This window comes from Isoptericola maris (genome assembly GCF_048065335.1).
Lineage (GTDB): Bacteria > Actinomycetota > Actinomycetes > Actinomycetales > Cellulomonadaceae > Isoptericola > Isoptericola rhizosphaerae.
This window is the reverse complement of sequence record NZ_JBLUNY010000001.1, coordinates 1-22,909: the sequence shown is the minus strand read 5'-3', so window position 1 is coordinate 22,909 and position 22,909 is coordinate 1. Positions and strand designations below refer to the sequence as shown.

Annotated in this window: 22 protein-coding genes; 3 read left to right on the top strand and 19 right to left on the bottom strand. The window is 73.1% G+C overall.

Features of this window, described 5'->3' with window-relative positions; genetic code table 11:
- Positions 1-7: 7 nt before the first annotated feature.
- The 7 genes from ACH5HR_RS00110 to ACH5HR_RS00080 form a co-directional block, all read right to left on the bottom strand.
- Positions 8-1,318 carry a cysteine desulfurase gene (locus tag ACH5HR_RS00110; protein WP_416475593.1) on the bottom strand — a complete coding sequence of 437 codons (1,311 nt, stop codon included), beginning with the start codon at positions 1,316-1,318 and terminating at the stop codon, positions 8-10.
- 11 nt (positions 1,319-1,329) lie between these two features.
- Complete coding sequence (sufC, locus tag ACH5HR_RS00105; RefSeq protein WP_402377187.1) at positions 1,330-2,100, bottom strand: Fe-S cluster assembly ATPase SufC; 771 nt, start codon at positions 2,098-2,100, stop codon at positions 1,330-1,332.
- Between the two features lie 49 nt (positions 2,101-2,149).
- On the bottom strand, positions 2,150-2,497 hold the full coding sequence (locus ACH5HR_RS00100; protein ID WP_402377184.1) for a non-heme iron oxygenase ferredoxin subunit: 348 nt from the start codon (positions 2,495-2,497) through the stop codon (positions 2,150-2,152).
- A 4-nt stretch (positions 2,498-2,501) separates the two neighbouring features.
- Positions 2,502-3,719 (bottom strand): Fe-S cluster assembly protein SufD, encoded by a 1,218-nt coding sequence (sufD, locus tag ACH5HR_RS00095; protein WP_402377181.1) that lies wholly within the window; start codon positions 3,717-3,719, stop codon positions 2,502-2,504.
- 1 nt (position 3,720) lies between these two features.
- Positions 3,721-5,184, bottom strand: a complete 1,464-nt coding sequence (gene sufB / locus ACH5HR_RS00090; protein WP_416475591.1) for a Fe-S cluster assembly protein SufB — start codon at positions 5,182-5,184, stop codon at positions 3,721-3,723.
- The gene (locus tag ACH5HR_RS00085) at positions 5,181-5,927 is read right to left on the bottom strand and encodes a helix-turn-helix transcriptional regulator (RefSeq protein ID WP_416475590.1); all 747 of its coding nucleotides are present in this window, start codon (positions 5,925-5,927) and stop codon (positions 5,181-5,183) included. The genes sufB and ACH5HR_RS00085 overlap by 4 nt, the downstream gene beginning before the upstream one ends.
- 153 nt (positions 5,928-6,080) lie before the next feature.
- Positions 6,081-6,698, bottom strand: a complete 618-nt coding sequence (locus tag ACH5HR_RS00080) for an HdeD family acid-resistance protein (protein ID WP_402377173.1) — start codon at positions 6,696-6,698, stop codon at positions 6,081-6,083.
- Positions 6,699-6,738: 40 nt separating this feature from the next.
- Between ACH5HR_RS00080 and ACH5HR_RS00075 the strand changes: the two genes are divergently transcribed.
- The 3 genes from ACH5HR_RS00075 to ACH5HR_RS00065 all read left to right on the top strand — a co-directional run bounded on the left by ACH5HR_RS00075 (position 6,739) and on the right by ACH5HR_RS00065 (position 9,496).
- On the top strand, positions 6,739-7,701 hold the full coding sequence (locus tag ACH5HR_RS00075; protein ID WP_402377170.1) for an ABC transporter ATP-binding protein: 963 nt from the start codon (positions 6,739-6,741) through the stop codon (positions 7,699-7,701).
- Positions 7,698-8,453 carry an ABC transporter permease gene (locus ACH5HR_RS00070; RefSeq protein WP_416475588.1) on the top strand — a complete coding sequence of 252 codons (756 nt, stop codon included), beginning with the start codon at positions 7,698-7,700 and terminating at the stop codon, positions 8,451-8,453. The genes ACH5HR_RS00075 and ACH5HR_RS00070 overlap by 4 nt, the downstream gene beginning before the upstream one ends.
- 77 nt (positions 8,454-8,530) lie before the next feature.
- Positions 8,531-9,496, top strand: coding sequence for a COX15/CtaA family protein (locus tag ACH5HR_RS00065; RefSeq protein WP_402377165.1), 966 nt, complete (start codon positions 8,531-8,533; stop codon positions 9,494-9,496).
- A 3-nt stretch (positions 9,497-9,499) separates the two neighbouring features.
- Here the strand turns inward: ACH5HR_RS00065 and ACH5HR_RS00060 are convergent, their stop codons facing one another.
- The 12 genes from ACH5HR_RS00060 to ACH5HR_RS00005 all read right to left on the bottom strand — a co-directional run bounded on the left by ACH5HR_RS00060 (position 9,500) and on the right by ACH5HR_RS00005 (position 22,310).
- The gene (locus tag ACH5HR_RS00060; protein WP_416475587.1) at positions 9,500-10,156 is read right to left on the bottom strand and encodes an NUDIX domain-containing protein; all 657 of its coding nucleotides are present in this window, start codon (positions 10,154-10,156) and stop codon (positions 9,500-9,502) included.
- Complete coding sequence (gene pyrG, locus ACH5HR_RS00055) at positions 10,153-11,841, bottom strand: CTP synthase (protein ID WP_416475585.1); 1,689 nt, start codon at positions 11,839-11,841, stop codon at positions 10,153-10,155. The genes ACH5HR_RS00060 and pyrG overlap by 4 nt, the downstream gene beginning before the upstream one ends.
- An 85-nt stretch (positions 11,842-11,926) precedes the next feature.
- Positions 11,927-13,603 (bottom strand): murein biosynthesis integral membrane protein MurJ, encoded by a 1,677-nt coding sequence (gene murJ, locus ACH5HR_RS00050; protein ID WP_416476389.1) that lies wholly within the window; start codon positions 13,601-13,603, stop codon positions 11,927-11,929.
- Positions 13,604-13,605: 2 nt separating this feature from the next.
- On the bottom strand, positions 13,606-14,490 hold the full coding sequence (locus ACH5HR_RS00045) for a hypothetical protein (RefSeq protein WP_416475583.1): 885 nt from the start codon (positions 14,488-14,490) through the stop codon (positions 13,606-13,608).
- Positions 14,490-15,497, bottom strand: a complete 1,008-nt coding sequence (locus ACH5HR_RS00040; protein WP_416475582.1) for a copper transporter — start codon at positions 15,495-15,497, stop codon at positions 14,490-14,492. The genes ACH5HR_RS00045 and ACH5HR_RS00040 overlap by 1 nt, the downstream gene beginning before the upstream one ends.
- Before the next feature lie 38 nt (positions 15,498-15,535).
- Positions 15,536-16,729 (bottom strand): putative cytokinetic ring protein SteA, encoded by a 1,194-nt coding sequence (gene steA / locus ACH5HR_RS00035; RefSeq protein ID WP_402377153.1) that lies wholly within the window; start codon positions 16,727-16,729, stop codon positions 15,536-15,538.
- Positions 16,730-16,734: 5 nt separating this feature from the next.
- The gene (gene recN, locus ACH5HR_RS00030) at positions 16,735-18,447 is read right to left on the bottom strand and encodes a DNA repair protein RecN (protein ID WP_402377386.1); all 1,713 of its coding nucleotides are present in this window, start codon (positions 18,445-18,447) and stop codon (positions 16,735-16,737) included.
- 2 nt (positions 18,448-18,449) lie between these two features.
- Complete coding sequence (locus ACH5HR_RS00025; RefSeq protein WP_402377150.1) at positions 18,450-19,406, bottom strand: NAD kinase; 957 nt, start codon at positions 19,404-19,406, stop codon at positions 18,450-18,452.
- Positions 19,403-20,293, bottom strand: coding sequence for a TlyA family RNA methyltransferase (locus ACH5HR_RS00020; RefSeq protein WP_402377147.1), 891 nt, complete (start codon positions 20,291-20,293; stop codon positions 19,403-19,405). Before ACH5HR_RS00020 ends, ACH5HR_RS00025 begins: the two co-directional genes overlap by 4 nt.
- Entirely contained in the window at positions 20,293-20,475 is a 183-nt protein-coding gene (locus tag ACH5HR_RS00015; RefSeq protein WP_402377144.1) for a hypothetical protein, read from the bottom strand. Before ACH5HR_RS00015 ends, ACH5HR_RS00020 begins: the two co-directional genes overlap by 1 nt.
- Before the next feature lie 84 nt (positions 20,476-20,559).
- The gene (locus tag ACH5HR_RS00010; protein ID WP_416475579.1) at positions 20,560-21,573 is read right to left on the bottom strand and encodes an HAD-IIA family hydrolase; all 1,014 of its coding nucleotides are present in this window, start codon (positions 21,571-21,573) and stop codon (positions 20,560-20,562) included.
- On the bottom strand, positions 21,570-22,310 hold the full coding sequence (locus tag ACH5HR_RS00005; RefSeq protein WP_402377139.1) for a tetratricopeptide repeat protein: 741 nt from the start codon (positions 22,308-22,310) through the stop codon (positions 21,570-21,572). Before ACH5HR_RS00005 ends, ACH5HR_RS00010 begins: the two co-directional genes overlap by 4 nt.
- Positions 22,311-22,909 lie beyond the last annotated feature (599 nt).

The following is a 22,909-nucleotide window of genomic DNA, read 5'->3' as shown; positions in this document are numbered from 1 at the left end:
TCCCTGCTCACTCTGCACCGAAGAACGCTCGCACACCCGTCAGCGCTTCCCGGAACGCCGTGATCTCGTCGACGGTGGTGTAGACCGACGCCGAGGCACGGGCCGTCGCCGCCACACCGAACCGCCGGTGCAGCGGCTGGGCGCAGTGGTGGCCGACCCGTACGGCGATACCGCGGTCGTCGAGCACCTGGCTCACGTCGTGCGCGTGCACGCCGTCGACGACGAACGAGACGACCGCCAGACGGTCGGTCGTGTCCGTCGGCCCGACCACGCGCACGCCGGGGATCTCGGTGATCCGCAGCAGCTCGGCGGCCAGCTCGTGCTCGTGCCGGGCGACCCGCGCCATGCCGAGCTCGTCGAGCCACTGCGCGGCCACACCCATGCCGACGGCCTGGGCGACCATCTGGGTGCCGGCCTCGAACCGCTGCGGTGGCGGCGCGTAGGTGGCGCCCTCCATCGTGACGACCTCGACCATGGACCCGCCCGTGGTGACCGGCGGCATCGCCTCGAGCAGCTCGCGGCGAGCGTAGAGTGCTCCCACACCGGTCGGCCCGAGCATCTTGTGCGCGCTGAAGACGGCGAAGTCCACCCCGACGGACCGCAGGTCCACGGGCAGGTGCGGCACCGACTGGCAGGCGTCGAGCACCGTGTACGCGCCGACGCGCCGGGCGGCGGCGACCAGGTCGGCCACGGGGCCGACGGCACCCGTCACGTTGGACACGTGGCCGAACGCCACGATCCGCGTGCGGTCGGTGATCACGTCGTCGACGTCGGACAGGTCGATCCGGCCGTCGTCGTCCACCCCGAACCAGCGCAGCACGGCGCCGGTGCGGGCGCACAGCTCCTGCCACGGGACGAGGTTCGCGTGGTGCTCGGCCTCGGTCACGACGATCTCGTCACCCGGCTCCAGCCGGAACCGCTCGGCAGCCGCCCCCCCGCGGCCGGCCGTAGCGTTCGAGAACGCGTAGGCCACGAGGTTGAGCGCCGCCGTCGCGCCCGACGCCCAGACGATCTCGCCGTCGTCGGCCCCGACGAACGAGGCGACGGCCGAGCGCGCGGACTCGAACGCCTCGGTGGCCTCCTCCGCGAGCTGGTGCGCGCCGCGGTGCACGGCGGCGTTGCGCTGCTCGTAGAACTCGACCTCGGCCTCCAGCACCACGTTCGGCTTCTGCGAGGTCGCCGCCGAGTCCAGGTAGACCAACGGCTTGCCGCCCCGCACCGTGCGCCCGAGCAGCGGGAAGTCGGCCCGCACCGCGGCGAGCTCGCTCGCGGTGAGGGCCTCGGCCTGGGCCGGGCGCACGGTGTCGGCGGCGGTCATGGTCCGCTCCGTCAGGCCGACGCCGTGGCGCCGGTGGTCAGGAAGCGGTCGTAGCCCTCGTCCTCGAGCCGCTCGGCGAGCTCGGGGCCGCCCTCCTCGGCGATCCGGCCGTCCACGAAGACGTGGACGAAGTCCGGCTTGATGTAGCGCAGGATGCGCGTGTAGTGCGTGATGAGCAGGACCCCGACGTCGGTGGTGTCCTTGGCGCGGTTCACGCCCTCGGAGACGACGCGCAGCGCGTCGACGTCGAGGCCCGAGTCGGTCTCGTCGAGGACCGCGAAGCGCGGCTTGAAGAGCTCCATCTGGAGGATCTCGTGGCGCTTCTTCTCACCGCCGGAGAAGCCCTCGTTGACCGAGCGCTCGGCGAAGGAGCTGTCGATGCGCAGGTTCTCCATCGCGCCCTTGACCTCCTTGCCCCAGGTGCGCAGCGCCGGGGCCTCGCCGGAGATGGCGGTCTTGGCCGTGCGGAGGAAGTTCGCCACCGACACGCCGGGGACCTCGACGGGGTACTGCATCGCGAGGAACAGGCCGGCGCGGGCGCGCTCGTCGACGCTCATGGCGAGGACGTCCTCGCCGTCGAGCGTGACGGTGCCGGACGTCACCTCGTACTTGGGGTGGCCGGCGAGGGCCGAGGCGAGGGTCGACTTGCCGGAGCCGTTCGGCCCCATGATGGCGTGCGTCTCACCGGACTTGATGGTCAGGTCGACGCCGCGCAGGATCGGCTTCGGCCCTTCCTTGGTCTCGACGCTGACGTGCAGGTCGCGGATCTCCAGGGTGGACATCAGTGGTTCTCCAAATGATTCGAAAGTCTCGGGACGAGAGAAGTGGGGGTCAGGACGCGACGGCGATCGGGGCGTCGATGTCGACGAGGACCTGGTCGCCTTCCACGGTGACCGGATAGACGGGCACCGGCCGGGTCGCGGGCAGCTGCAGCGGCTTGCCGGTGCGCAGGTCGAACTGCGAGCCGTGCAACCAGCACTCGACCCGGCAGCCCTCGACCTCGCCGTCCGACAGCGACACCGCTCCGTGCGAGCAGATGTCGCTGATCGCGTGGAAGTCGCCGTCGGCGTCCCGGACGAGTGCGACGGGGACGGTGGCCCCGTTCGCGTCGTCCAGCTCGACGAGCTTGGCCTCCTCGGGCTCGAGGTCAGCCGTCGTGGCGACGATCTGCTTGGTCACGACGTCACTCCGCCGCGGCGGGCACGCCGGTGATCACGCTCATGGACTTCTCGAGCTCGGCCTCGATCGAGGCGAGCAGACGCTCCTCGACGGACTCCACACCGATCTCGTCGATGAGCTCCGCGAAGAAGCCGCGCACCACGAGCCGGCGTGCGTCGACCTCCGGGATGCCGCGAGCCATCAGGTAGAAGAGCTGCTCGTCGTCGAACCGGCCGGTCGCCGACGCGTGGCCGGCTCCCGCGATCTCGCCGGTCTCGATCTCGAGGTTCGGCACCGAGTCCGCCCGGGCCCCGTCGGTCAGGACGAGGTTGCGGTTGAGCTCGTAGGTGTCCGTGTTCTCGGCCTCGGCCTGGATGAGCACGTCGCCCACCCACACCGTGTGCGCGCCCGAACCCTGCAGCGCCCCCTTGTAGGTCACGCGCGACTTGCAGCTGGGCACGGCGTGGTCGACGAACAGGCGGTGCTCCTGGTGCTGGTCCGCGTCCGCGAAGTACAGCCCGACCATCTCGACCTCGCCGCCCTCGGCGGTGAACGTCGCGTCGGGGGTGATCCGCACGACGTCGCCGCCGAAGGTCACCACGACGTGCTTGAGCCGTGCGTCGCGGCCGATCGTGGACCGGTGCGCCGCCGCGTGCACGGCACCGTCGGCCCAGTCCTGCACGGAGACGAGGGTGAGGTGCGCGCCCTCGTCGACGACGACCTCGACGGTCTGGTTCAGCAGCGCGTCACCACGGTGGTCGATGACCACGACCGCCTCGGAGTGCCGCTCGGCGTGCACCAGCAGGTGCTGCGCCGTCGCGTCCTTCGAGACGCCGTCGATCCGGACCGACGTGACGTCGGAGGCGACCGCCTCGGCGGGCACCGTCACGACGGTGGCCTCGGCGACGGCGTTCCAGGCGCTGACCGCGGTGCGGTCACCGGGCTTGCCGGCCTTGCCGAGGCGCGCGTCGTCACGGGCGACCGTCTCGACCTTGACCTCGGGGGCGGCCTCGACGGCGACCGTGACGCCGTCGGCTCCGAGGGTGTCCGCGAAGAGCGGCTGGAGCCGGGAGACCGGCGAGAAGCGCCACTCCTCCTCGCGCCCCGAGGGCACGGGGATGTCCGCGAGGTCGAAGGAGGTCACCCGCTCGGCGCGGCTGCCGGCGGGAACCACTCCGTGGGAGTGGGCGCCGTCGGCCGCGGCGCGCGAGTGATCGGTGGTGCGATCGGTGGTGGCAGTCATATCAGCCGACGGACCCTTCCATCTGCAGCTCGATGAGGCGGTTGAGCTCGAGCGCGTACTCCATGGGCAGCTCGCGCGCGATGGGCTCGACGAACCCGCGCACGATCATGGCCATGGCCTCGGTCTCGTCCATGCCTCGGGACATGAGGTAGAACAGCTGGTCGGCGCTCACCTTGGAGACCGTCGCCTCGTGCCCCATGGACACGTCGTCCTCGCGGACGTCGACGTACGGATAGGTGTCGGACCGGGAGATCTGGTCGACGAGCAGCGCGTCGCAGAGCACGTTGGAGGCCGACGCCTCGGCACCCTCCAGCACCTGCACCAGCCCGCGGTAGGACGTGCGCCCACCGCCGCGCGCGACGGACTTCGACACGATCGACGACGACGTCCGGGGCGCCGCGTGCACCATCTTGGCGCCGGCGTCCTGGTGCTGGCCCTCGCCGGCGAAGGCGATGGACAGCGTCTCGCCGCGGGCGTGCTCGCCCAGGAGGTAGATCGCCGGGTACTTCATGGTGACCTTGGAGCCGATGTTGCCGTCGACCCACTCCATCTGGGCACCGGCCTCGGCCGTGGCACGCTTGGTCACCAGGTTGTACACGTTGTTCGACCAGTTCTGGATGGTCGTGTACCGCACGCGGGCGTTCTTCTTGACGACGATCTCCACCACGGCGCTGTGCAGCGAGTCGGAGGAGTAGATCGGCGCGGTGCAGCCCTCGACGTAGTGCACGTAGGAGCCCTCGTCGGCGATGATCAGCGTCCGCTCGAACTGGCCCATGTTCTCGGTGTTGATCCGGAAGTAGGCCTGCAGCGGGATCTCGACGTGGACGCCCGGCGGGACGTAGACGAACGACCCGCCCGACCAGACGGCCGAGTTGAGCGCCGAGAACTTGTTGTCACCGGCGGGGATGACCGTGCCGAAGTACTCCTGGAACAGCTCCGGGTAGTCGCGCAGGCCCGTGTCGGTGTCGACGAAGATGACGCCCTGCTCCTCCAGGTCCTCGCGGATCTGGTGGTAGACGACCTCGGACTCGTACTGCGCGGCGACGCCGGCGACGAGGCGCTGCTTCTCCGCCTCGGGGATGCCGAGCCTGTCGTAGGTGGCCTTGATGTCCTCCGGCAGCTCCTCCCAGCTGGTGGCCTGCTTCTCCGTGGACCGCACGAAGTACTTGATGCGGTCGAAGTCGATGCCGGTGAGGTCCGCGCCCCAGCTCGGCATGGGCTTCTTGCCGAAGAGGCGCAGCGCCTTGAGCCGGGCCTTGAGCATCCACTCCGGCTCGTCCTTCAGCGCGGAGATGTTGCGCACGACGGCCTCGTTCAGGCCACGCTCGGCGACGGAGCCGGCCTCGTCGGTGTCGTGCCAGCCGTACTCGTAGGAGCCGATCGACGCGATGATCTCGTCGTCGGAGGGCCTCTCGGTCTGTGCCTCTGCCGCCTTGGTGGCGGCGTCCTGGGTAGGAGCGCTCATCGTGATCCTTCCTGCGTGCCGCCGGGGCGGCCGGCGGGGTGGGGGGGAGTCAGCGGGATGTTCGTGACGCAGGCGTGCGCGCCGCCTGCGAGGGTGGCCAGCCGCTGGACGTGCGTGCCGAGCAACTCCGAGAACGCGCGGGCCTCGGCCTCGCACAGCTCGGGGAAGTCCTCGGCGGCGTGCTGCACGGGGCAGTGGCCCTGGCACAGCTGGACGGTGGGGACGACCGGCCCGACGACGGGCCGCACCGAGGAGGCGTAGCCGTCGGCGGAGAGCAGGTCGGCGAGCTGGTTTGCCCGCTCCTGGGGGTCGCTGGCGGTCAGTCGTGGCGCGTAGCGGCGGACGACGGCGTCGTTGCGCTCGGTGGCGAACGCCTCGACGGCCTCGTCACCGCCCGTGCGACGCAGGTACCGCATCACCTGGGTGGCGAGCTCCGAGTCCTGCTCGCCGAGCTCGGCCTGCCCGGCAGGGCTGACGACGTAGTGCCGTGCCGGCCGGCCGCGGCGGGCCGGCACGGCTCCCGTGCCGCCGTCGTGCACCGTGATGGTGCCGTCGCGCTCGAGGCCGGCCAGGTGACGGCGCACGGCCGCCTGGGTGAGCCCGAGCACGTCGGCGAGGCGACCCGCGGTGACCGGGCCCTCGGTCGCGACGAGCGCGAGCACACGACGGCGGGTGCCGTCGCTCTCCGCGTGCGGGGTGTGCGCAGCAGCGTGCGCACCCCAGGGTGCCTGGGTGGTCGTCACGTGCTCACCTCCGTCGTCGATATAGATAACATCCTTGTTGCGTAATCAGGGATGTCAAGCAAGGCATGCCTCACCGAACCCGGGAAACCGCAGGCTGGCGCACATCGTGCGACGCAGGTCACACACGTTTCACCGGCTCTTCACCGGCGCGGTTCAACCCTCGACGACCTCGCCGTCGATGACGGCGCCCCCGGTGGGTCCCTGCGTCCCCAGCCTCCGCAGCTTCATCCCGAGCGTGACCAGGGCGGCCCCGATCACGACGGCGAAGATGCCGACGATCACCGACATCACCTCGACGGTGCGACCCGGGTTCGTGAAGCAGACGACCGCCAGCGCGACGAACAAGAGACCCGACAGCAGGGTCCACAGCCACGACGTGCCGCCCCGGGACCGCATGGCGAAGGCGCCGACGATCTGCAGCAGCCCGAAGACCAGCGCCCAGACCGCGATCAGGACGAGAACGAGCCCGAGCGCCAGGCCCGGCAGGAACAGCAGCACACCGCCGAAGACGACGGCCGCCACGCCGATGCCGACGTTCACCGACCCGGCCTGGCTCCCGCGCCGACGCAGCCCGTCGACGAGCGAGACGACGCCGTCCACGACGACGAACGCTCCGAAGACCTGCACGAGCAGTCCCGGGGTCTTGTCCGGCAGGAGGATCGCCAGCAGCCCGAACCCCACCGCCAGCACGCCACGGACCACCGGCCAGTACCAGATGCGACGCGCCAGCGACGCGAGGTCGGCCGGCTGGGTGAACGGGGAGAAGGTCATCGTCACTCCAGGTGTCTCGAAGCGTCCGTAGAATCTTCTGGTGCCCACCACCGATACGCCACCCGGCGTCGCCGTCGACGTGCGTCGACTGCGCAAGACCTACGGCGGCCGTGACGTCGTCGACGGCCTCGATCTGCAGGCTACCGCCGGTGCCGTCACCGCGGTGCTCGGCCCGAACGGTGCCGGCAAGACCACCACGGTCGAGTGCTGCGAGGGCCTGCGCTCCCCCGACGCTGGAACCGTGCGCGTCCTGGGGCTCGACCCGGTCGCGGACGCGGCGGCGCTGCGCCCTCGGGTCGGCGCCATGCTGCAGGACGGCGGCCTGCCGACCGGCGTGCGCGCGATGGAGATGCTGCGCCACGTCAGCCGGATGTACGCCGCCCCCCGCGACGTCGACGAGCTCGCCGAGCGGCTCGGGCTGCATGCCTTCGCCCGCACCACCGTGCGGCGGCTCTCCGGCGGCCAGCGGCAGCGCCTCGCGCTCGCCGCCGCCGTCGTCGGAGGTCCCGAGGTCGTCTTCCTCGACGAACCGAGCGCCGGGATGGACCCGCAGTCACGACGCGCCGTCTGGGACCTCGTGCGCGAGCTGCGTGCCGACGGCGTCGCCGTCGTCCTGACGACCCACCTGATGGACGAGGCGGAGGACCTGGCCGACGTGGTCCACGTCGTCGACCACGGCCGGGTCATCGCCTCGGGCGACGTCCCGGCGCTCCTCTCCGACGGCGCCTCCGGCAGCGCGCCCCAGGTCCGGTTCGCCGCGCGCCCCGGCCTGGCGGTCGGCGCCCTGGCCGAGCGGCTGACCCGCGGTGCGCCCGACGGCGGCTGGTCGGCCACCGAGCCGGAGCCCGGCGAGTACGTGGTCACCGGCGCCGTGGGACCGTCGACGCTCGCGGAGCTGACCGGGTGGCTCGCCGAGCAGGACACCCTGACCACACGCCTCACCGTGGGCCGCCGCACCCTCGAAGACGTGTTCCTCGACCTCACCGGACGGCACCTGCGATGACGATCTCCTCCCCCGCCCCGGCCCACCGGCGTGTCGCTGCGCAGGCCGCGTTCGAGACGCGGGCGATCCTGCGCAACGGCGAACAGCTGCTCGTGACGATCGTGATGCCCGTCCTGCTCCTCGTGGGGCTGGTGCGCACGTCGGTGGTCGGGCTCGACACCGGCGGCGTCGACCGCGTGGACTTCGTGACGCCCGGGATCCTCGCTCTGGCGTGCGTCACCACGTCCTTCACGTCGCAGGCGATCGCCACCGCGTTCGACCGCCGCAACGGTGTGCTGCGGCTGCTGTCCACGACACCGCTCGGTCGCGGCGGCCTCCTCGCCGGCAAGGTCCTCGGGGTCCTGGCGGTCCAGGGAGTGCAGGTCGCGGTGATCGGAGTCGTGGCGCTCGCCCTCGGCTGGCAGCCCGAGCTCTCCGGCGTCGTGCCCGCGATCGGGCTCGGCCTGGCGGGCACCGCCGCGTTCACCGCGCTGGCCCTGCTGCTCGCCGGCACCCTGCGCGCCGAGGGCGTGCTCGCCGTCGCGAACCTCGTGCTGGTGCTGCTTGTCGTCGGCGGTGGGCTGATCGTGCCGCCCGCCGAGCTGCCGGGCCCGCTGGCTCCCCTCGCCACCTTCCTGCCGTCCGGCGCGCTCGGCGAAGGCCTGCGTGGTGCGCTGCTCGGCACCGGCGTGCCGCCGCTGAGCGTCGTGGTCCTGCTCGCCTGGGCCGCCGCCCTCGGGGTCGGGGCGCGCAGGCTCTTCCGCTGGCACTGACCGGTGGACGACCGATCTCACAGCCCGACGCCGCCCGCACGGGCCGGTGCGGCGCCGTCGGCCACTATCGTGGTGCCGTGAGCACGCCCGCGCCCGCCACCCCTTCCGACACGACCTCGGAGTCCGCCCCGCCACGTGCCGGGCGCGCCGACCCGCTCGCCCGGTTCCGCGGGTGGACGCGCGGGATCCTGATCGCGAACGTCGTCGCACAGATCGGCATCATCGTCACCGGTGGCGCCGTGCGGCTGACCGGGTCCGGGCTCGGCTGCTCGACGTGGCCGCTGTGCGAGCCGGGTCAGTTCACCCCGGTGTTCCACGAGGCGGCCAGCTACCACCCGTTCGTCGAGTTCGGGAACCGCACCATGACCGGCGTGCTCGCGGTGATCGCGCTCGCAGTGCTGCTGCTCGTGTGGACGGACCGGCGCCGGTCGGACGCCTACCGCCGGCTCGGCGTCGTCCCGCTGGTGGGCGTGGCCGCGCAGGCCGTCATCGGCGGTGTCGTCGTCCTGCTCGACCTGCACCCCGGCTGGGTCTCCCTGCACTTCGTGGTGTCGGCGGCGCTCGTGTGGTGGTCCGCCTACCTGCTGCACCGCCACGGCGAGGGCGACGGTACCGCGCAGCCGGTCGGCTCGGGTGCCGTGACGCTCGCCGGCCGGGTTCTCGGGGTGCTCGTGGTGCCCGTCGTCGTGCTCGGCGTCATCGTCACCGGTGCCGGTCCGCACTCGGGCGACACCGAGGTCGGGTACCGGCTCGCCGTGGACCCCCTGGCGATGACCCGTGCGCACTCGACGTCCGTCTGGCTGTTCGTCGCCGTGCTCGCCCTGCTCCTGCTCCTCCTGCTGCGCCAGCCCGCCGGCGACCTCGTCCGGCGCGCACGCCGCGGCGCCTGGCTGCTGCTGGTCGTCACGCTGGCCCAGGGTGCCGTCGGCTACACGCAGTACTTCACCGGGCTCCCCGAGCTGCTCGTGGGCGTGCACATGCTCGGTGCCGGGCTGCTGGTGTGGGCCACGGCGAACGCCGTGCTGCGGCTACGCACCCGCTGACCGTCAGTCGGGCAGCTCGCCCCGGCGGTAGGGCCACGGCACGTCGACGTCCCGCAACGACGCCCACCCGTCGGCCCGGCTCGCTGCCGCGGCAAGGATGCCGACGACGGCGGACGGGTTGTGCAGTCCGCCGGCCAGGGTCCGCTCGACCGCCTCGTCCAGGGGAACCCAGCGGGTGACGATCTCTGACTCCTCGCCGGTGCGCGTGTGGCGGTCGGCGTGCGGGACCTCCCGCACGTCACGGGCCAGGAAGACGCGCAGGGCCTCGTTGCTCGCCCCGGGCGTCGTGGCGAAGTCGACGAGCACGTCCCAGCGCCCGGCGGTCAGGTCTGCCTCCTCGGCGAGCTCGCGGGCCGCGGCCTCGACGGCGGGCTCGCCGACGACGTCGAGCAGGCCCGCGGGGATCTCCCACATCTCGGCACGCACCGGGTGCCGGTACTGCCGCAGGAGCAGCACCCGGTCGTGCTCGTCGAGCACGACGACGGCGACCGCGCCGGGATGGTCGAGGTACTCGCGGGCGACGACCCCGGCATCACCGAGGTCGACGTCGTCCTGCACGAGGTCGAAGATCCTGCCCTCGTGGACGGTGGTGCGACGCACGACCCGTCGCGGCGCGACACGGTCCTCGACGCGTTCCTCGTCCGGCCGTCGTGCCGTCACGCCGGCGCGCCCTGGCGCACCAGCGCCGCGGCCACCAGACCGTGGAACAGCGGGTGCGACCGCGTCGGCCGCGACTTGAACTCGGGGTGCGCCTGCGTGCTCACGTAGTACGGGTGCACGTCGGCGGGGAGCTCGACGAACTCCACGAGCGTGCCGTCGGGCGACGTGCCGGAGAACCGCAGGCCGGCCTCCTCCAGCTGGTCGCGCACGGCGTTGTTGACCTCGTACCGGTGGCGGTGACGCTCGGTGACCTGGGTGGAGCCGTAGGCCTTCGACACCACGGACCCCTCGGCCAGCGCCGCCGGGTAGTCGCCCAGGCGCATCGTGCCGCCCAGGTCGCCGTCGCCACCCACGATGGCGAGCTGCTCGGCCATCGTCGCGATGACCGGCGACTCGGTGTCCGGCTCGAACTCGGTCGACGAGGCGTCCGCCAGGCCGAGCACGTTGCGCGCGTACTCGATGACCATGGACTGCAGGCCGAGGCAGATGCCGAGCGTGGGTACCAGGTTCTCCCGCGCCCAGCGCAGGGCACCGATCTTGCCGTCGATGCCGCGCACGCCGAAGCCGCCGGGCACGAGGATCGCGTCGACGCCGTCGAGCGCCTCCTGCGCCCCCGCCGGGGTGCTGCAGTCGTCCGCAGCGACCCAGCGGATCGCGACCCGCGTGTCGTTGTCGAAACCACCGGCGCGCAGCGCCTCGGTCACCGACAGGTAGGCGTCCGGCAGGTCGATGTACTTGCCGACCAACGCGATCTCGACCTTGTGCTCCGGCTCGTGGACGCGCTCGAGCAGTCGGTTCCAACCGCCCCACTCGACGTCGTGGAACGGCAGGTCGAGACGCCGCACGACGTAGGCGTCGAGGCCCTCGGAGTGGAGCACACGGGGGATGTCGTAGATGCTCGGGGCGTCCGCCGCGTTGACGACCGCCTCGTTGTCGACGTCGCAGGACATCGCGATCTTGCGCTTGATGCTCTCGGGCACGATGCGGTCCGAGCGCAGCACGATCGCGTCCGGCTGGATGCCGATCGAGCGCAGCGCAGCGACGGAGTGCTGCGTCGGCTTGGTCTTCAGCTCGCCGGACGGCCCGATGTACGGCACCAGCGAGACGTGCAGGAAGAAGCAGTCGTCGCGGCCGAGCTCGTGGCGCACCTGCCGCGCGGCCTCGAGGAAGGGCTGGGACTCGATGTCACCGACCGTCCCGCCGATCTCGGTGATGATCACGTCGACGTCGGGGCCCGCCTGGTCCCGCATGCGCAGCTTGATCTCGTCGGTGATGTGCGGGATCACCTGCACCGTGTCACCCAGGTACTCGCCGCGGCGCTCCTTGGCGATCACCCGGGAGTAGACCTGACCGGTCGTGACGTTCGACGAGGCCGGCAGCTCGATGTCGAGGAAGCGCTCGTAGTGCCCGATGTCCAGGTCGGTCTCGGCGCCGTCCTCGGTGACGAACACCTCGCCGTGCTGGAACGGGTTCATGGTGCCCGGGTCCACGTTGAGGTAGGGGTCGAGCTTCTGCATCGTCACCCGCAGCCCGCGGGAACGCAGCAGGCGGCCCAGGGAGGAGGCCGTGAGGCCCTTGCCGAGGGAGGACGCCACACCGCCCGTCACGAAGATGTGGCGCGTCTGGTGCGTCGCACCGGCGCGGCTGGAGGAGCGGGAGGACGTTCGGTTCACGGAGTCAGCCACGGAACTCCATGCTATCCGAGAGTTCGCGCCACGGCGTCCGGGACTCGCCCGTCCCGGGGTGGGATGCGGCACAGAGGGTAGCCCGTCAGAGGCGGGCGGCACGCCGTCCGACGGCGGCGAGGCGAGCACGCACGGCGCCGTCCGCCAACGCCGCGGCCAGCAGCACCACGGCGGCCGCGATCAGGCCGGCGAGGAGCCCGAGACCCACGTCCGCGGCGAACCAGCCGAGCTCGAGCGGGGTCTCGGCCGGCGCCCCGTCCGCACCGGTCGGGTCCACCGGGGCCGTGCGGTCCGCCACCGGGACGCACCAGCGCCCGAGCAGAGCACCCACGGCACCCGCACCGAGCGCCACCGCCGCGGTCCGGACGACGCCCGACACCGCCGCCGCGCCGACCGCGCGGCGCACGGCCACGAACAGAGCGACACCGGCCGCCGTCATGCCGACGGTGGTGGCGCCCCCGAGCCAGGCGAGCACGTCGCTCCTGGTGCCACCGGCCTCCCCGGAGAACATCGGGACCGCCAGCGACACCCCGACGGCGACGACCAACCAGCCGGCGGCTGTCGCCACGACGGCGGCCCGGGCGGCGTCGACCGCGTACAGCAGACGAGAGAGCTGCAGGATCAGCGCATAGCCCAGCAGCCCGGGCGCCATCCAGGCGAGCGCCGCGGCGAGCCCGTCCGCGTTCGGGCGGGCGATGCCGTCGAACACGTTCTCCACGAGCGGCGCAGCCGCCACCAGCGCGGCGGCACCCGCCACCGAGACGACCACCAGCACGCGGGTCGTCGACGAGACCAGACGCGCCAGGTCGTCGCGCCGTCCCTGCGACGCGAGCTCGGCGAACCGCGGGAACGCGCTGGTCGCGATGGGGAAGGCCAGCACGGCGTACGGCAGGAAGTACACGTTCTGCGCGTAGAGGAAGATCGTCCAGGTGCTGTCCCCGCCGGCCTCGTTGCCCGCCTTCATCGTGGCGAGCAGCGCGAGCTGCTGGGCCACCAGTGCTCCGATCCCGGCGGAGGCGAGGCGTGCGGCACGGCGTCCCTCGCCGGCCGGGAACCGCAACGTCGGCCGCAGCCGGAGCCCGGACCGGGCGACCGGCCAGACCAACGGCAGCGCCAGGAAGGCGACTCCCGCCGTCATCCCCCAGGCCAGCCAGCCCAGCGCCTGCGACGACAGCTCGGCCACGTCCTGCTGGTTGCCGTCGGCCAACGCCCCGAACCGCCAGTACACCCCGATCACGACGAGGCTCGACACCAGCGGGGAGAACGCCGGCCAGAAGAACCGGTTGTGGGCCTGCAGCATCCCGCCGAGCACCACGGCGACCCCGTACAGGGGCACCTGCACCGCGAACACCCTCAGGAAGTCGACGGCGACGGCGACGTTGACCGGGTCGTTCAGACCCGTGAGGCGGACCAACGGGTCGGCGAGGAGCGCGACGAGCGCACCGAGCGGGACCAGCACGACGAGCGTCCAACCGAGCAGCGCCGAGGCCGTCCGAGAGGCCTTCTCCCGGTCACCTCGCACCAGGAACCCGGAGAGCAACGGGACGACGGCACCGGCCAACGCACCACCCGCCGCGACCTCGAACAGGACGTTCGGCAGGAAGTTCGCCGCGTTCAACGGCCCGTCCACGCCGTCGGTCCCGACGAAGTGCGCCTGAGCGAGCCAGCGGCCGAATCCCACGACCCTGCTGGCCAGGGTCACCACGGTGATGAGGACCGCCGCACCGGCGACCGCCGTGGCGGCGCGGCGACCGCCCGGCATGCTCACGCCGTCGGACCCTCGTCCGAGGCCGCCTCCAGGTCATGCGGCGGCGCGACGGCCGGCGTGCGCCCCGCCTGGTCGATCCGACGCAGCCACGGCGTGCGCTCGATGACGGCGGAGAAGCTGACCCGCTCCGACGCCAGGGTCAGGCCCACGACGGCGGCCAGCGCGACGGCACGCACCGGCCGCGGCGCGGACAGCGCCCACCGGGTCCCCACGAACGCACCCAGAGCGTTCGCTCCGGCGTCGCCGAGCATGTCACGCGCACCGAGGTCGGCCGGTGCCGCCGCCGCCGAGGCGCCGAGCAGCGCCCCCGTCTGCCCGCCCGAGCCGGTCAGCACCGGCGCGGCGAGCAGGGCGGAGGCCTTCAGCGCCCTGCCGGGTCTCAGATCGAGCAGGTTGACGAGGTTGGCCGTCCCGGCGATCAGCGCCCCGTTGACCGCGACGTCGGCCGCGTGCCCGAGGACGCCGCCCCGCCGGCGCGTCCCGACCGCTGCCGCCACGAGCGACGTCGCCCCGATGCCGACCACCTTCAGGCCGCCGGTGGTCAGCCGGCCCTGGGCCAACGCCCCGAGGTGCCCCCGCAGACCCTTGGCACTGTGGGTGGTGTCCTCGGCGAGGTCGTCGAGGATCCCGAACACCCCGGCCCCCGCGCACGCCAGCACGGTGGCCGCCCGGTCGCGCGGCCCGCCGCCCGCGACGGCGGCACCGGCCACGAGACCGGCGGCCACTGCGGGGCCCTCCAGCATCGACACCGGCTCACCACCATGGTTGGTGCGCGTCCAACGCTCCGCGCCACCAGGCGGTGCGGCGTCCAGCGCCCTGCGCGCCGCCCGCGTCACCGCGGCAGCGACCACGCCGGCGACGAGCGTCCGTGCGATACCCATCAGGAGTCACCGCCGGAGTCGCCCGAGTCGTCGGCCTCGTCGTCCGGGCCCGGCAGGTCGACGGCCGGCGGCACCACGGCGGCGTCCTCCTCGAACCCGTACTGACCCACCTCGCCCGCGATCTGGGCGGCCAGGGCGAGCGGCACGTTCAGGCGCATGACCTCGCGCTCGGTGCCGCTGACGGTGCTCACTCGCGCCACGACGTCGTCGTCGGCACGGACGTCCGAGACCAGGTCGCCGTCCGCGGCCGTCGGCCCCGCGACCACGACGTCCTGCGCCGTCGCCTGGAGCGCCGAGACGAGCGCCACGACGTCGACGTCCTCGGGCTCCTCGGAACCGGCTCCGTCAGCCGTCGCGTTCTCGTCGGCAGCGGCGCCGCCGAGCAGCAGCACGGCGTCGGCCGGTCCGGACGGTTCGAACCGGGACTCGACGAGTCCGACGCGCAGCATCAGCTCATACAGCTCCATGGAGCGCTCACTGCGCGCCGACGGCATCTGCTGGTCCGCCTCGGTCATCGCCAGACCGAGGACCGCGCCGAGGACCTCGGCCGTGCCGGCCTCCTCGTCGATCGCGTCGGCGACGTGCTCGCGCTGGCCGTCCGCGACCGTCCCCCGCAGCACGGAGTCCTCGGCGGAGCTCCAGGCGTCGGTGAGCGACGCCTGGGCGACGATGCGTGCTCCGGCGTCCTCCAGCCGGCTGACGACGTCGACCTCGAGCGTGTCGGCCGTGCCGCCGGCGTCGACCACCGCGACGGTGACGCCCGTCAGCGAGCCGTCGACCAGCTCCGCCCCGGCGGCCAGCGCATAGGCGTTCTGGTCGGCCAGCTCGGACTCCGTCTCGACCAGGATCTCGCGCAGGTCGGTGCGCTCGGACCGCAGGGCCTCCACCTGGTCGGTGAGCTGGTCACCGATCGCGTTCTGCAGTGGCCCCGCGCCCAGGATGATGCCGACCGCGAGCGCGACGAACACGGAGATCAGCGAGACGAGGTGGTAGCGAAAATCGATCACGGCGTGCGGGTACTCCTTGGTTCAGGGGTCGCGATGGGTCAGCCGCCGAAGAGGCTGCCGACCCACGAGACGATGTCGTCGATCTGGGCGCCCACGAGTCCGAAGGCGGTCTGTCCGGCCGCCGTCGACCACAGGGCCGCCAGCACGGCCCCCACGCCCGCCAGCGACAGGAGCGTGAGCTGAAGGTTCGAGATGCGGGTGCGGTACAGGCGGGACACGCCCTTGGCGTCCACCAGCTTGCCCCCGACGCGGAGCCGGGTGAGGAAGGTGCTCGCCATGCCCGCACGGCCCTTGTCGAGGAACTCCACGAGGGTGGCGTGGGTGCCGACCGCGACGATGAGCTCGGCGTCCTTGTCGTCCGCGAGCAGCATGGCGATGTCCTCGCTGGTGCCCGTCGCCGGGAAGACCACCGGGTCCACGCCGAGCTCGCGGACGCGTTCCAGGCCCGGGGCGTCGCCGGTCCGGTAGGCGTGCACGACGATCTCCGCACCGCAGGCCAGCGCCTTGTCGGACACCGAGTCCATGTCCCCGACGATCATGTCCGGACGCCAGCCGGCGTCGAGGATCGCGTCCGCACCGCCGTCCACCCCGACCAGCACCGGCCGGTTCTCCTGGATGTAGGACCGCAGCATCGCCAGGTCCTCGCGGTAGTGGTAGCCGCGCACCACGATGAGGACGTGCCGGCCGGCGAACCTGGTCCGCACGTCCGGGACGCCGACGCCGTCGAGCAGCAGGTCCCGTTCACGGCGCAGGTAGGTCATCGTGTTCTCGGCGAACCGCTCGATCTCGTCCGACAGCCCGTCCCGGGCTGCGGCGAGGGCGGTCTCGACGGTCTCGGGCGTCTGTCGCGTACCGGTGGCCCACGGCTTGCCGTCGACGAGGACGGCGCCCTCCTCGACGGCGACGCGAGCGCCCTCGTGGATGTCCATCACCTCAGGGCCGAGCCCGTCGACGAGCACGATCCCCGCCTCGAGGAGGATGCCGGGGCCCGCGTTCGGGTAACGGCCGGTGGTCGACGGCGCGGCGTTCAGCACCGCCGACGGACGTGCGGCGACGAGGGCCTCGGCCGCGACACGGTCGATGTCGGCGTGGTCGATCACGGCCACGTCACCGGCGGAGAGACGCTTCGTGAGGTCCTTCGTACGTGCTCCGACGCGAGCCGGACCGCAGTGCTCGGTCGCGTCGTCGCTGGTCTCAGGGCCGCGGTCGGCCCGGCGCAGGGTCAGTCTCATCGGGGCTATCGTCCCACGACGGAGGACTCGATGAGCTCGACGGCGTGGCGACGTGCTGTCTCCGAGTCGTCCTGGCCGGAAAGCATGCGCGCCAGCTCACGGACCCGCTCGTCGTCGGACACCGCCCGGACACCGGTCACGGTCGCGTCGCCGTCGTCGCCGGCCGACTTCGTCACCACCAGATGGGTGTCGGCGAACGCCGCCACCTGGGCGAGGTGCGTCACCACGACGACCTGGGTGCTGCGCGCCAGCGACGCGAGCCGGCGGCCGACCTCGACGGCTGCCCGGCCGCCGACGCCGGCGTCCACCTCGTCGAAGACGAACGTCGGCAGCACCGTGTCGGCGGCCTCGTCCGCGGCCGTGGCGAGCGCCACCTCGACCGCGAGCATCACCCGGGAGAGCTCACCGCCCGACGCACCCTTGCCGAGCGGCCGGGCCGGCGCCCCGGGGTGCGGGACGAGCAGGAACGTCACCTGGTCCGCGCCCGCCGGCCCCGGGTCCGCCGCGGACACCTCGATCTCGAGCCGCGCACCGCTCATCGCGAGCCCGGCCAGCTCGGCGGTGACGGCGGCAGCGAGCTGCCCCGCGGCATCGGTCCGGCCTGCGGTGACCCGCGCGGCCAGGTCGGCCACCTGCTCGTCGAGCTCGGCGACCCGCTCCCGCATGCCCTCGAGCCGACCGCCGCCGTCGTCGAGGTCGAGCAGACGCAACCCGGCGTCCGACGCCCACTGCAGCACCTCGTCGATGCTGCTGCCGTAGCTGCGTGTCAGCGTCCCCAGCTCGGCGAGCCGGGCGTGGGCCGTCTCCAGCGCCGCGGGGTCGGCCTGGAGGTCGGCGACGTACCCGGACAGCTCGGTGGCGATGTCCGCGAGCAGGTAGCCCGCCTCCGCCAACCGACGCGCCGGGTCCTCGAGCCCGGGGTCGTCGGCCACGACGCTCTCGAGCGAGCGGCGGGCGCGTTCCACCGCGTGCACGGCCGACCCCTCGGTGTCCATGTCCTCACCGGCGACCGCGTCGTGGGCGAGCTGGGCCGCCTGACGCAGCTGCTCGGCGTTGCCCAGACGCGCGACCAGCGTCGCGAGCTCGACGTCCTCGCCCGGCTGAGGATCGATGCGCTCCACCTCGGCGAGCCCGAGCCGCAGGAGCTCGGCCTCGCGCGCCCGTTCCGCCGCACGGGAGGTCAGGTCGTCGATCTCCGCCTGCAGGGCCGCACGCTCGGCCCATGCCGCGCGGTGCTCGACCAGCACCGCCGCGTGATCGGCCCCCGCGAAGCGGTCGAGGGCGGCCCGCTGCTTGGCGGGGGTGCGCAGACGGAGCTGGTCGGACTGCCCGTGGACCGTGACCAGGTCGTCCGCGATCTCGGCGAGGACGCCCTGCGGCACCCCGCGCCCGCCCAGGTGCGCCCGGGACCGGCCTCCGGCGACGGTCCGCAGGACGACGACGGAGCCGTCGTCGTCGACGGTGCCCCCGGCGTCGTCGACCCGGCGCGCCGCGGCGGGATGGCGGGCGAGGTCCCACCTGCCCTCGACCACGGCACGGTCCGCACCTGACCGGATCGTCCCGGGGTCGGCCTTGCCTCCCATGAGCAGACCGAGCCCGGTGAGGACCATCGTCTTGCCGGCACCGGTCTCACCGGTGATGACCGTCAGGCCCGGGGCCAGCGGGACGCGGGCGGCGCGGATCACCCCGAGGTCCTCGATCGCGATCTCCTCGAGCACCCTCATGCCTCCTTGTCGTCCTGGTCGTCCTGGTCGACGGCGTACCGCGCCGCCCGGCGCGCCGCCGCTTCACCCGCGGCCTCGCGCCAGCCGATGACCGGCAGGTTGAACTTCGAGACGAGCCGGTCGCTGAAGGGCGCGTGCGCCAGCCGCGCGAACCGCAGCGGCACCGCCCCTCGCCGTACCTGCACCCTTGTCCCTACCGGGAGGTCGATGCTGCGCCGCCCGTCACAGGTCAGCACCGCGGGCAGCGGGCTGCGCGCCAGCACGTCGACCGTGAACTCCGAGCGCGGACCGATCACCAAGGGACGCGAGAACAGCGCGTGGGCGGAGAGCGGCACCAGCAGCACCGCGTCCACGTCCGGCCACATGATCGGCCCGCCCGCCGAGAAGGCGTGGGCTGTCGACCCGGTCGCGGTGGACACGACCACGCCGTCGCAGCCGAACGAGCTGACGGGGCGCTCGTCGACGGCGATCGCGACCTCGATCATCCGGTCCCGCTGCGCCTTCTCCACGGTGGCCTCGTTGAGGGCCCACCCGGTGACCGGCTCGCTCTCCCCCGGCCGGTGCACCACGACGTCGACGACGCTGCGCTCCTCGACCACGTACTCGCGCGCGGCGACCCGGCGCACGGCGTCGTGGAGGTTGTCGCGCTCCGACTCGGCGAGGAAGCCCACGTGGCCCAGGTTGACCCCGAGCAGGGGGACGTCGGTGCCGTGGGTGAGTTCGGCGGCACGCAGGATCGTGCCGTCACCACCGAGCACCATCACGATCTCCGACTCGGCCACGCCCTCGCGCACCCGCGTGGCCGACATCTGGTCGCCGAAGGTCTCGGCGAGATCGTCGTCGTGCAGGGCCACCTCGAAGCCTGCCCTCTCCAGCTCCGCCACCGCCTCGGCCATGGCGGCGACGGCCTCAGGGCGGCCGCCGTGGGTCACGATGAGCACGCGACGGGTCATGACGCACCTCCGGAGACGCCCGCCGGCACCGGGACCACCGGCGGAAGGCCCCCACCGCCGGGCTGCCAGTCGACAGCGGCTCGCGCGGCTTCCGTCAACGCGCTGCGGTCGACCGGCGCCGCGTCCGCCCGGCGCATCCAGCAGAAGTACTCGCGGTTGCCGCTGGGGCCCGGCAGCGCGCTCGGGACGACGCCGAGGACGGTGAGGCCCGCGGCTGCCGCCGACGCGGCGACGTCCACCACCGACCCGACGTGCAGGTCGGGGTCGCGGACGACCCCCCCGTTGCCGAGCCGGTCACGACCGACCTCGAACTGCGGCTTGACCAGCAGCAGGGTGAACGAGCCACGTGCCATCACCCCGGCGACGGCGGAGACGACGAGCCGGAGCGAGATGAACGACAGGTCACCCACGACGACGTCCGGTGGCGAGGCCAGGTCGTCGACCCCCAGGTGTCGCACGTTGAACCCCTCGCGCACCGTCACGCGCGGGTCTGTCCGCAGCGCCGGCACGAGCTGGTCGTGGCCGACGTCGAGCGCCGTCACGTGCGCGGCGCCGCGCCGCAGCAGCACATCGGTGAAACCTCCGGTCGAGGCGCCCAGGTCCAGGCAGTCCCCGCCCGGCAGGCGGTCGGTCAGCTCGCGTCCCGCGGGGTCGCCCGCGAGAGCCTCGAGGGCGCTCGCGAGCTTACCCCCGGCTCTGGACGCGTAGCCGGGGTCGTCAGGATCAGGTTCGACGACCAGTGCACGACCGGACGGTACCGGGGTCGAGGACTTGGCCACGACCGTCTCGTCCATCCGGACGCGGCCGGCGGCGATCAGGACCGAGGCCTGCTTGCGCGACCGGGCCAGGCCACGCCGCACGAGCTCGGCGTCGGCACGCTCGGGCATCAGTCACCCGCCTCGTCGTCCGCCGGGCCGTCGTCGAGTCGCGCTCGCAGGCGGTCGTGGACCGCCTCGAAGCGTGCGACGTGCTGGTCGGTCGAGAGCTCGTCCAGGCCGTCGAGCGGCGCAAGAGGTGACTCAGGACGTTCCGGTGCCGGCGCGCGCGGCGCTTCCGCGTCCTGCGACATGTCCCCTCCTCGCTGCTCGTCCGTCCCGGGGCAACGCTACCTGCTGGGGGCGGCGGCCCCGGCACGACGCACGGGCGGGTGCCGTCAAGCGGTCAGCTCGGGAACACCGGCGGGGTCCAGCAGCGCCCCGTCGTCGACGGCGGACCACGCCGCGGCACAGGCGGCGCGGACCACGTCGATCCCGGCAGGGCCCTCGCCGTCCAGCTCGAGGGAGCCGTCCACCACGCGGGCGGAACGTCCTGCGCACCGCCACCAGCCGTCCTCGGCCTCGCTCGGCGCCGGGTGCGGCTCGAGCAACGACCGCCGGTCAGCACCGGGGTAGGCGGGGCGCATGCCCGGTCCGGCCAGGACGGCGTCTCGAGCGCTCGAGACGCCCGTCAGCACGTGCAGGCCGGGATAGCCACCGGCGCGCGCGCCAGCCAGGTCCGTGTCCAACCGGTCCCCGATCACCAGCGGGCGCCGGGCGCCGACCCGTTCCACGGCCATGCGATACATGGTCGGCTCGGGCTTGCCGGCGCTGTCCGGGTCCACCCCGGTGGCGGCGACGACCGCGGCCACCAGCGCCCCGTTGCCCGGCGCGAGACCTCGCTCCGTCGGGAGCGACAGGTCTCGGTTGCTCGCCACGTGCCAGGCTCCGCCGGCGACGGCGTACGCCGCCTCGGCCAGGTCCGGCCAGGCGAGCTCCGGCGAGTAGCCCTGGGCGACGGCGTTTGGTCCGTCCTCGGCCGACGTCACCACCTCGTAACCAGCCTCGGTCACGGCCGTGGTCAGTCCCTTGCCGCCCACCACGAGCACCTTGGCGCCCGGCTCCAGGCGGGTCCGGAGCAGGTTCGCGCACGCCTGCGCGGCTGTCATGACCTCGTCAGGATCCGTCGGGATGTCGAGACCGGTCAGCCGGCTCGCCACCTCCTCCGGCTCGCGCGAGGCGTTGTTCGTCACGAAGACCAGGCGAAGACCTCTCGTGCGCGCCTCACCCAGCGACGCCGCAGCGTGCGCGATCGGGAGCCGCCCCTGGTACGCGACGCCGTCGAGGTCGACGAGGGCCAGGTCGTGCACGTCGGCCAACGGCCGGTCGCTGCCGAGCAGCGACGCGCTCACGTGTCGGCCTCCTCGTCGTCCGCCTCCTCGTCGAAGGCGTCGTAGACCACGTAGTCCTCGTCGCCCTCGGGCACACCGGCAGCGCGGTCCAGGGCCGCCGGGTCGAGCCCGGACAGCACCCGCGCGGCCTCGTCGTCCCGACCCGCCGCCTCGAGAGCGACGGCCTGCGCCTGCAGCACGCGCAGGCCGAGATCACCCTGGCGCTCCGGGGCCGGAATCCGGTCCAGGACCGTCAGCGCAGCGTCATGGTCGCCCAGGTCGCTCCGCGCACCGCTCACGACGATGGCCAGCTCGGTCCGCGCCTCGGAGTCGAGCGTGGCCGCTTCTTCCGACTGCGCCAGAGCGATCGCCCGCTCGGGGCGTCCCAGTCCGCGCTCCGCGTCGGCCATGAGCGGCAGGTGCTCCGACGAGCCGTTCAGCCGCCGCACCGTCCGCAGTTCGCGCAGAGCCTCGGCGTAGCGTCCCGTGCGGTACGCCGCGATACCCGCGGCCTCCCGGACGACGTCGATCCTCCCGGCGCGCCGGACCGCTGCCTGCGCGTGCAGGTAGGCCTGCTCCGGGTCGGTGTCGAGCAGCCGGCCGGCCATCACGAGGTGCGCACCGACGCCGTCGGCGTTGTCCTTGCTGAGGCCACGCAGGCGAGCTCGGGCGTCCTTGCTGAGCTGGCGTGCGTCGACGCCCTCGGGGATCTCGGGGTCAGGAGTGCGGTCCGCGTCCCGCGGACGCTCGGGACGCACCGGGCGGTCCGCGCCACTGCGAGGGCTGTGGCCACGCGATCCGCCGTGCCGTTCGTCGCGCCGGCCCCTGTCGCCGCCGTACGCCTTGCCGTCCTGGCGACCGCCCCGCGCGCTGGCGCCGCCACGCCCTGCCGTACCGGTGCGGCGGTCGCCACCGCGACGGCCGTCGGTCTCGCCACGACGCGCGCCACCGCGGCGGTCCGATCCGTCGCGACCGTCGCCTCCGTCACGACGAGGACCGTCAGAACGTCGCTGGTCGTCCCGGGGGCGACGCGGCCCGTCGCCGCGCCCTTGCCCCTGGGGGCGTCGCGGGCCGTCCTCGCCTCGGGCAGGACGGTCCTCGCGCGGAGTGTCGTTCACTGTCATCCTCTCGTTCCGGTCAGTGAATGATTGTCCCACGCTCATCGACCGGGGATGTCGGCCGCAATGTTCGAGATCGACGAGCCGGTGGGAACCGCGACCCGCTCCTGACATGCAGCGAGGCCCCCCGCACCGTGTGGTGTGGGGGGCCTGGCTGTGAAGGGTGTCCGGCGGCGTCCTACTCTCCCACCCCGTCTCCAGGGCAGTACCATCGGCGCTGAAGGGCTGAGCTTCCGGGT

What these genes read in the sequence shown, in the direction of transcription:
- steA (WP_402377153.1), bottom strand. Translation starts at nt 16,729, where the DNA reads ATGAGACTGACCCTGCGCCGGGCCGACCGCGGCCCTGAGACCAGCGAC.
- ACH5HR_RS00070 (WP_416475588.1), top strand. Translation starts at nt 7,698, where the DNA reads ATGACGATCTCCTCCCCCGCCCCGGCCCACCGGCGTGTCGCTGCGCAG.
- sufD (WP_402377181.1), bottom strand. Translation starts at nt 3,719, where the DNA reads ATGACTGCCACCACCGATCGCACCACCGATCACTCGCGCGCCGCGGCC.
- sufC (WP_402377187.1), bottom strand. Translation starts at nt 2,100, where the DNA reads ATGTCCACCCTGGAGATCCGCGACCTGCACGTCAGCGTCGAGACCAAG.
- ACH5HR_RS00015 (WP_402377144.1), bottom strand. Translation starts at nt 20,475, where the DNA reads ATGTCGCAGGACGCGGAAGCGCCGCGCGCGCCGGCACCGGAACGTCCT.
- ACH5HR_RS00020 (WP_402377147.1), bottom strand. Translation starts at nt 20,293, where the DNA reads ATGCCCGAGCGTGCCGACGCCGAGCTCGTGCGGCGTGGCCTGGCCCGG.
- ACH5HR_RS00025 (WP_402377150.1), bottom strand. Translation starts at nt 19,406, where the DNA reads ATGACCCGTCGCGTGCTCATCGTGACCCACGGCGGCCGCCCTGAGGCC.
- sufB (WP_416475591.1), bottom strand. Translation starts at nt 5,184, where the DNA reads ATGAGCGCTCCTACCCAGGACGCCGCCACCAAGGCGGCAGAGGCACAG.
- murJ (WP_416476389.1), bottom strand. Translation starts at nt 13,603, where the DNA reads ATGCCGGGCGGTCGCCGCGCCGCCACGGCGGTCGCCGGTGCGGCGGTC.
- ACH5HR_RS00045 (WP_416475583.1), bottom strand. Translation starts at nt 14,490, where the DNA reads ATGGGTATCGCACGGACGCTCGTCGCCGGCGTGGTCGCTGCCGCGGTG.
- ACH5HR_RS00110 (WP_416475593.1), bottom strand. Translation starts at nt 1,318, where the DNA reads ATGACCGCCGCCGACACCGTGCGCCCGGCCCAGGCCGAGGCCCTCACC.
- ACH5HR_RS00080 (WP_402377173.1), bottom strand. Translation starts at nt 6,698, where the DNA reads ATGACCTTCTCCCCGTTCACCCAGCCGGCCGACCTCGCGTCGCTGGCG.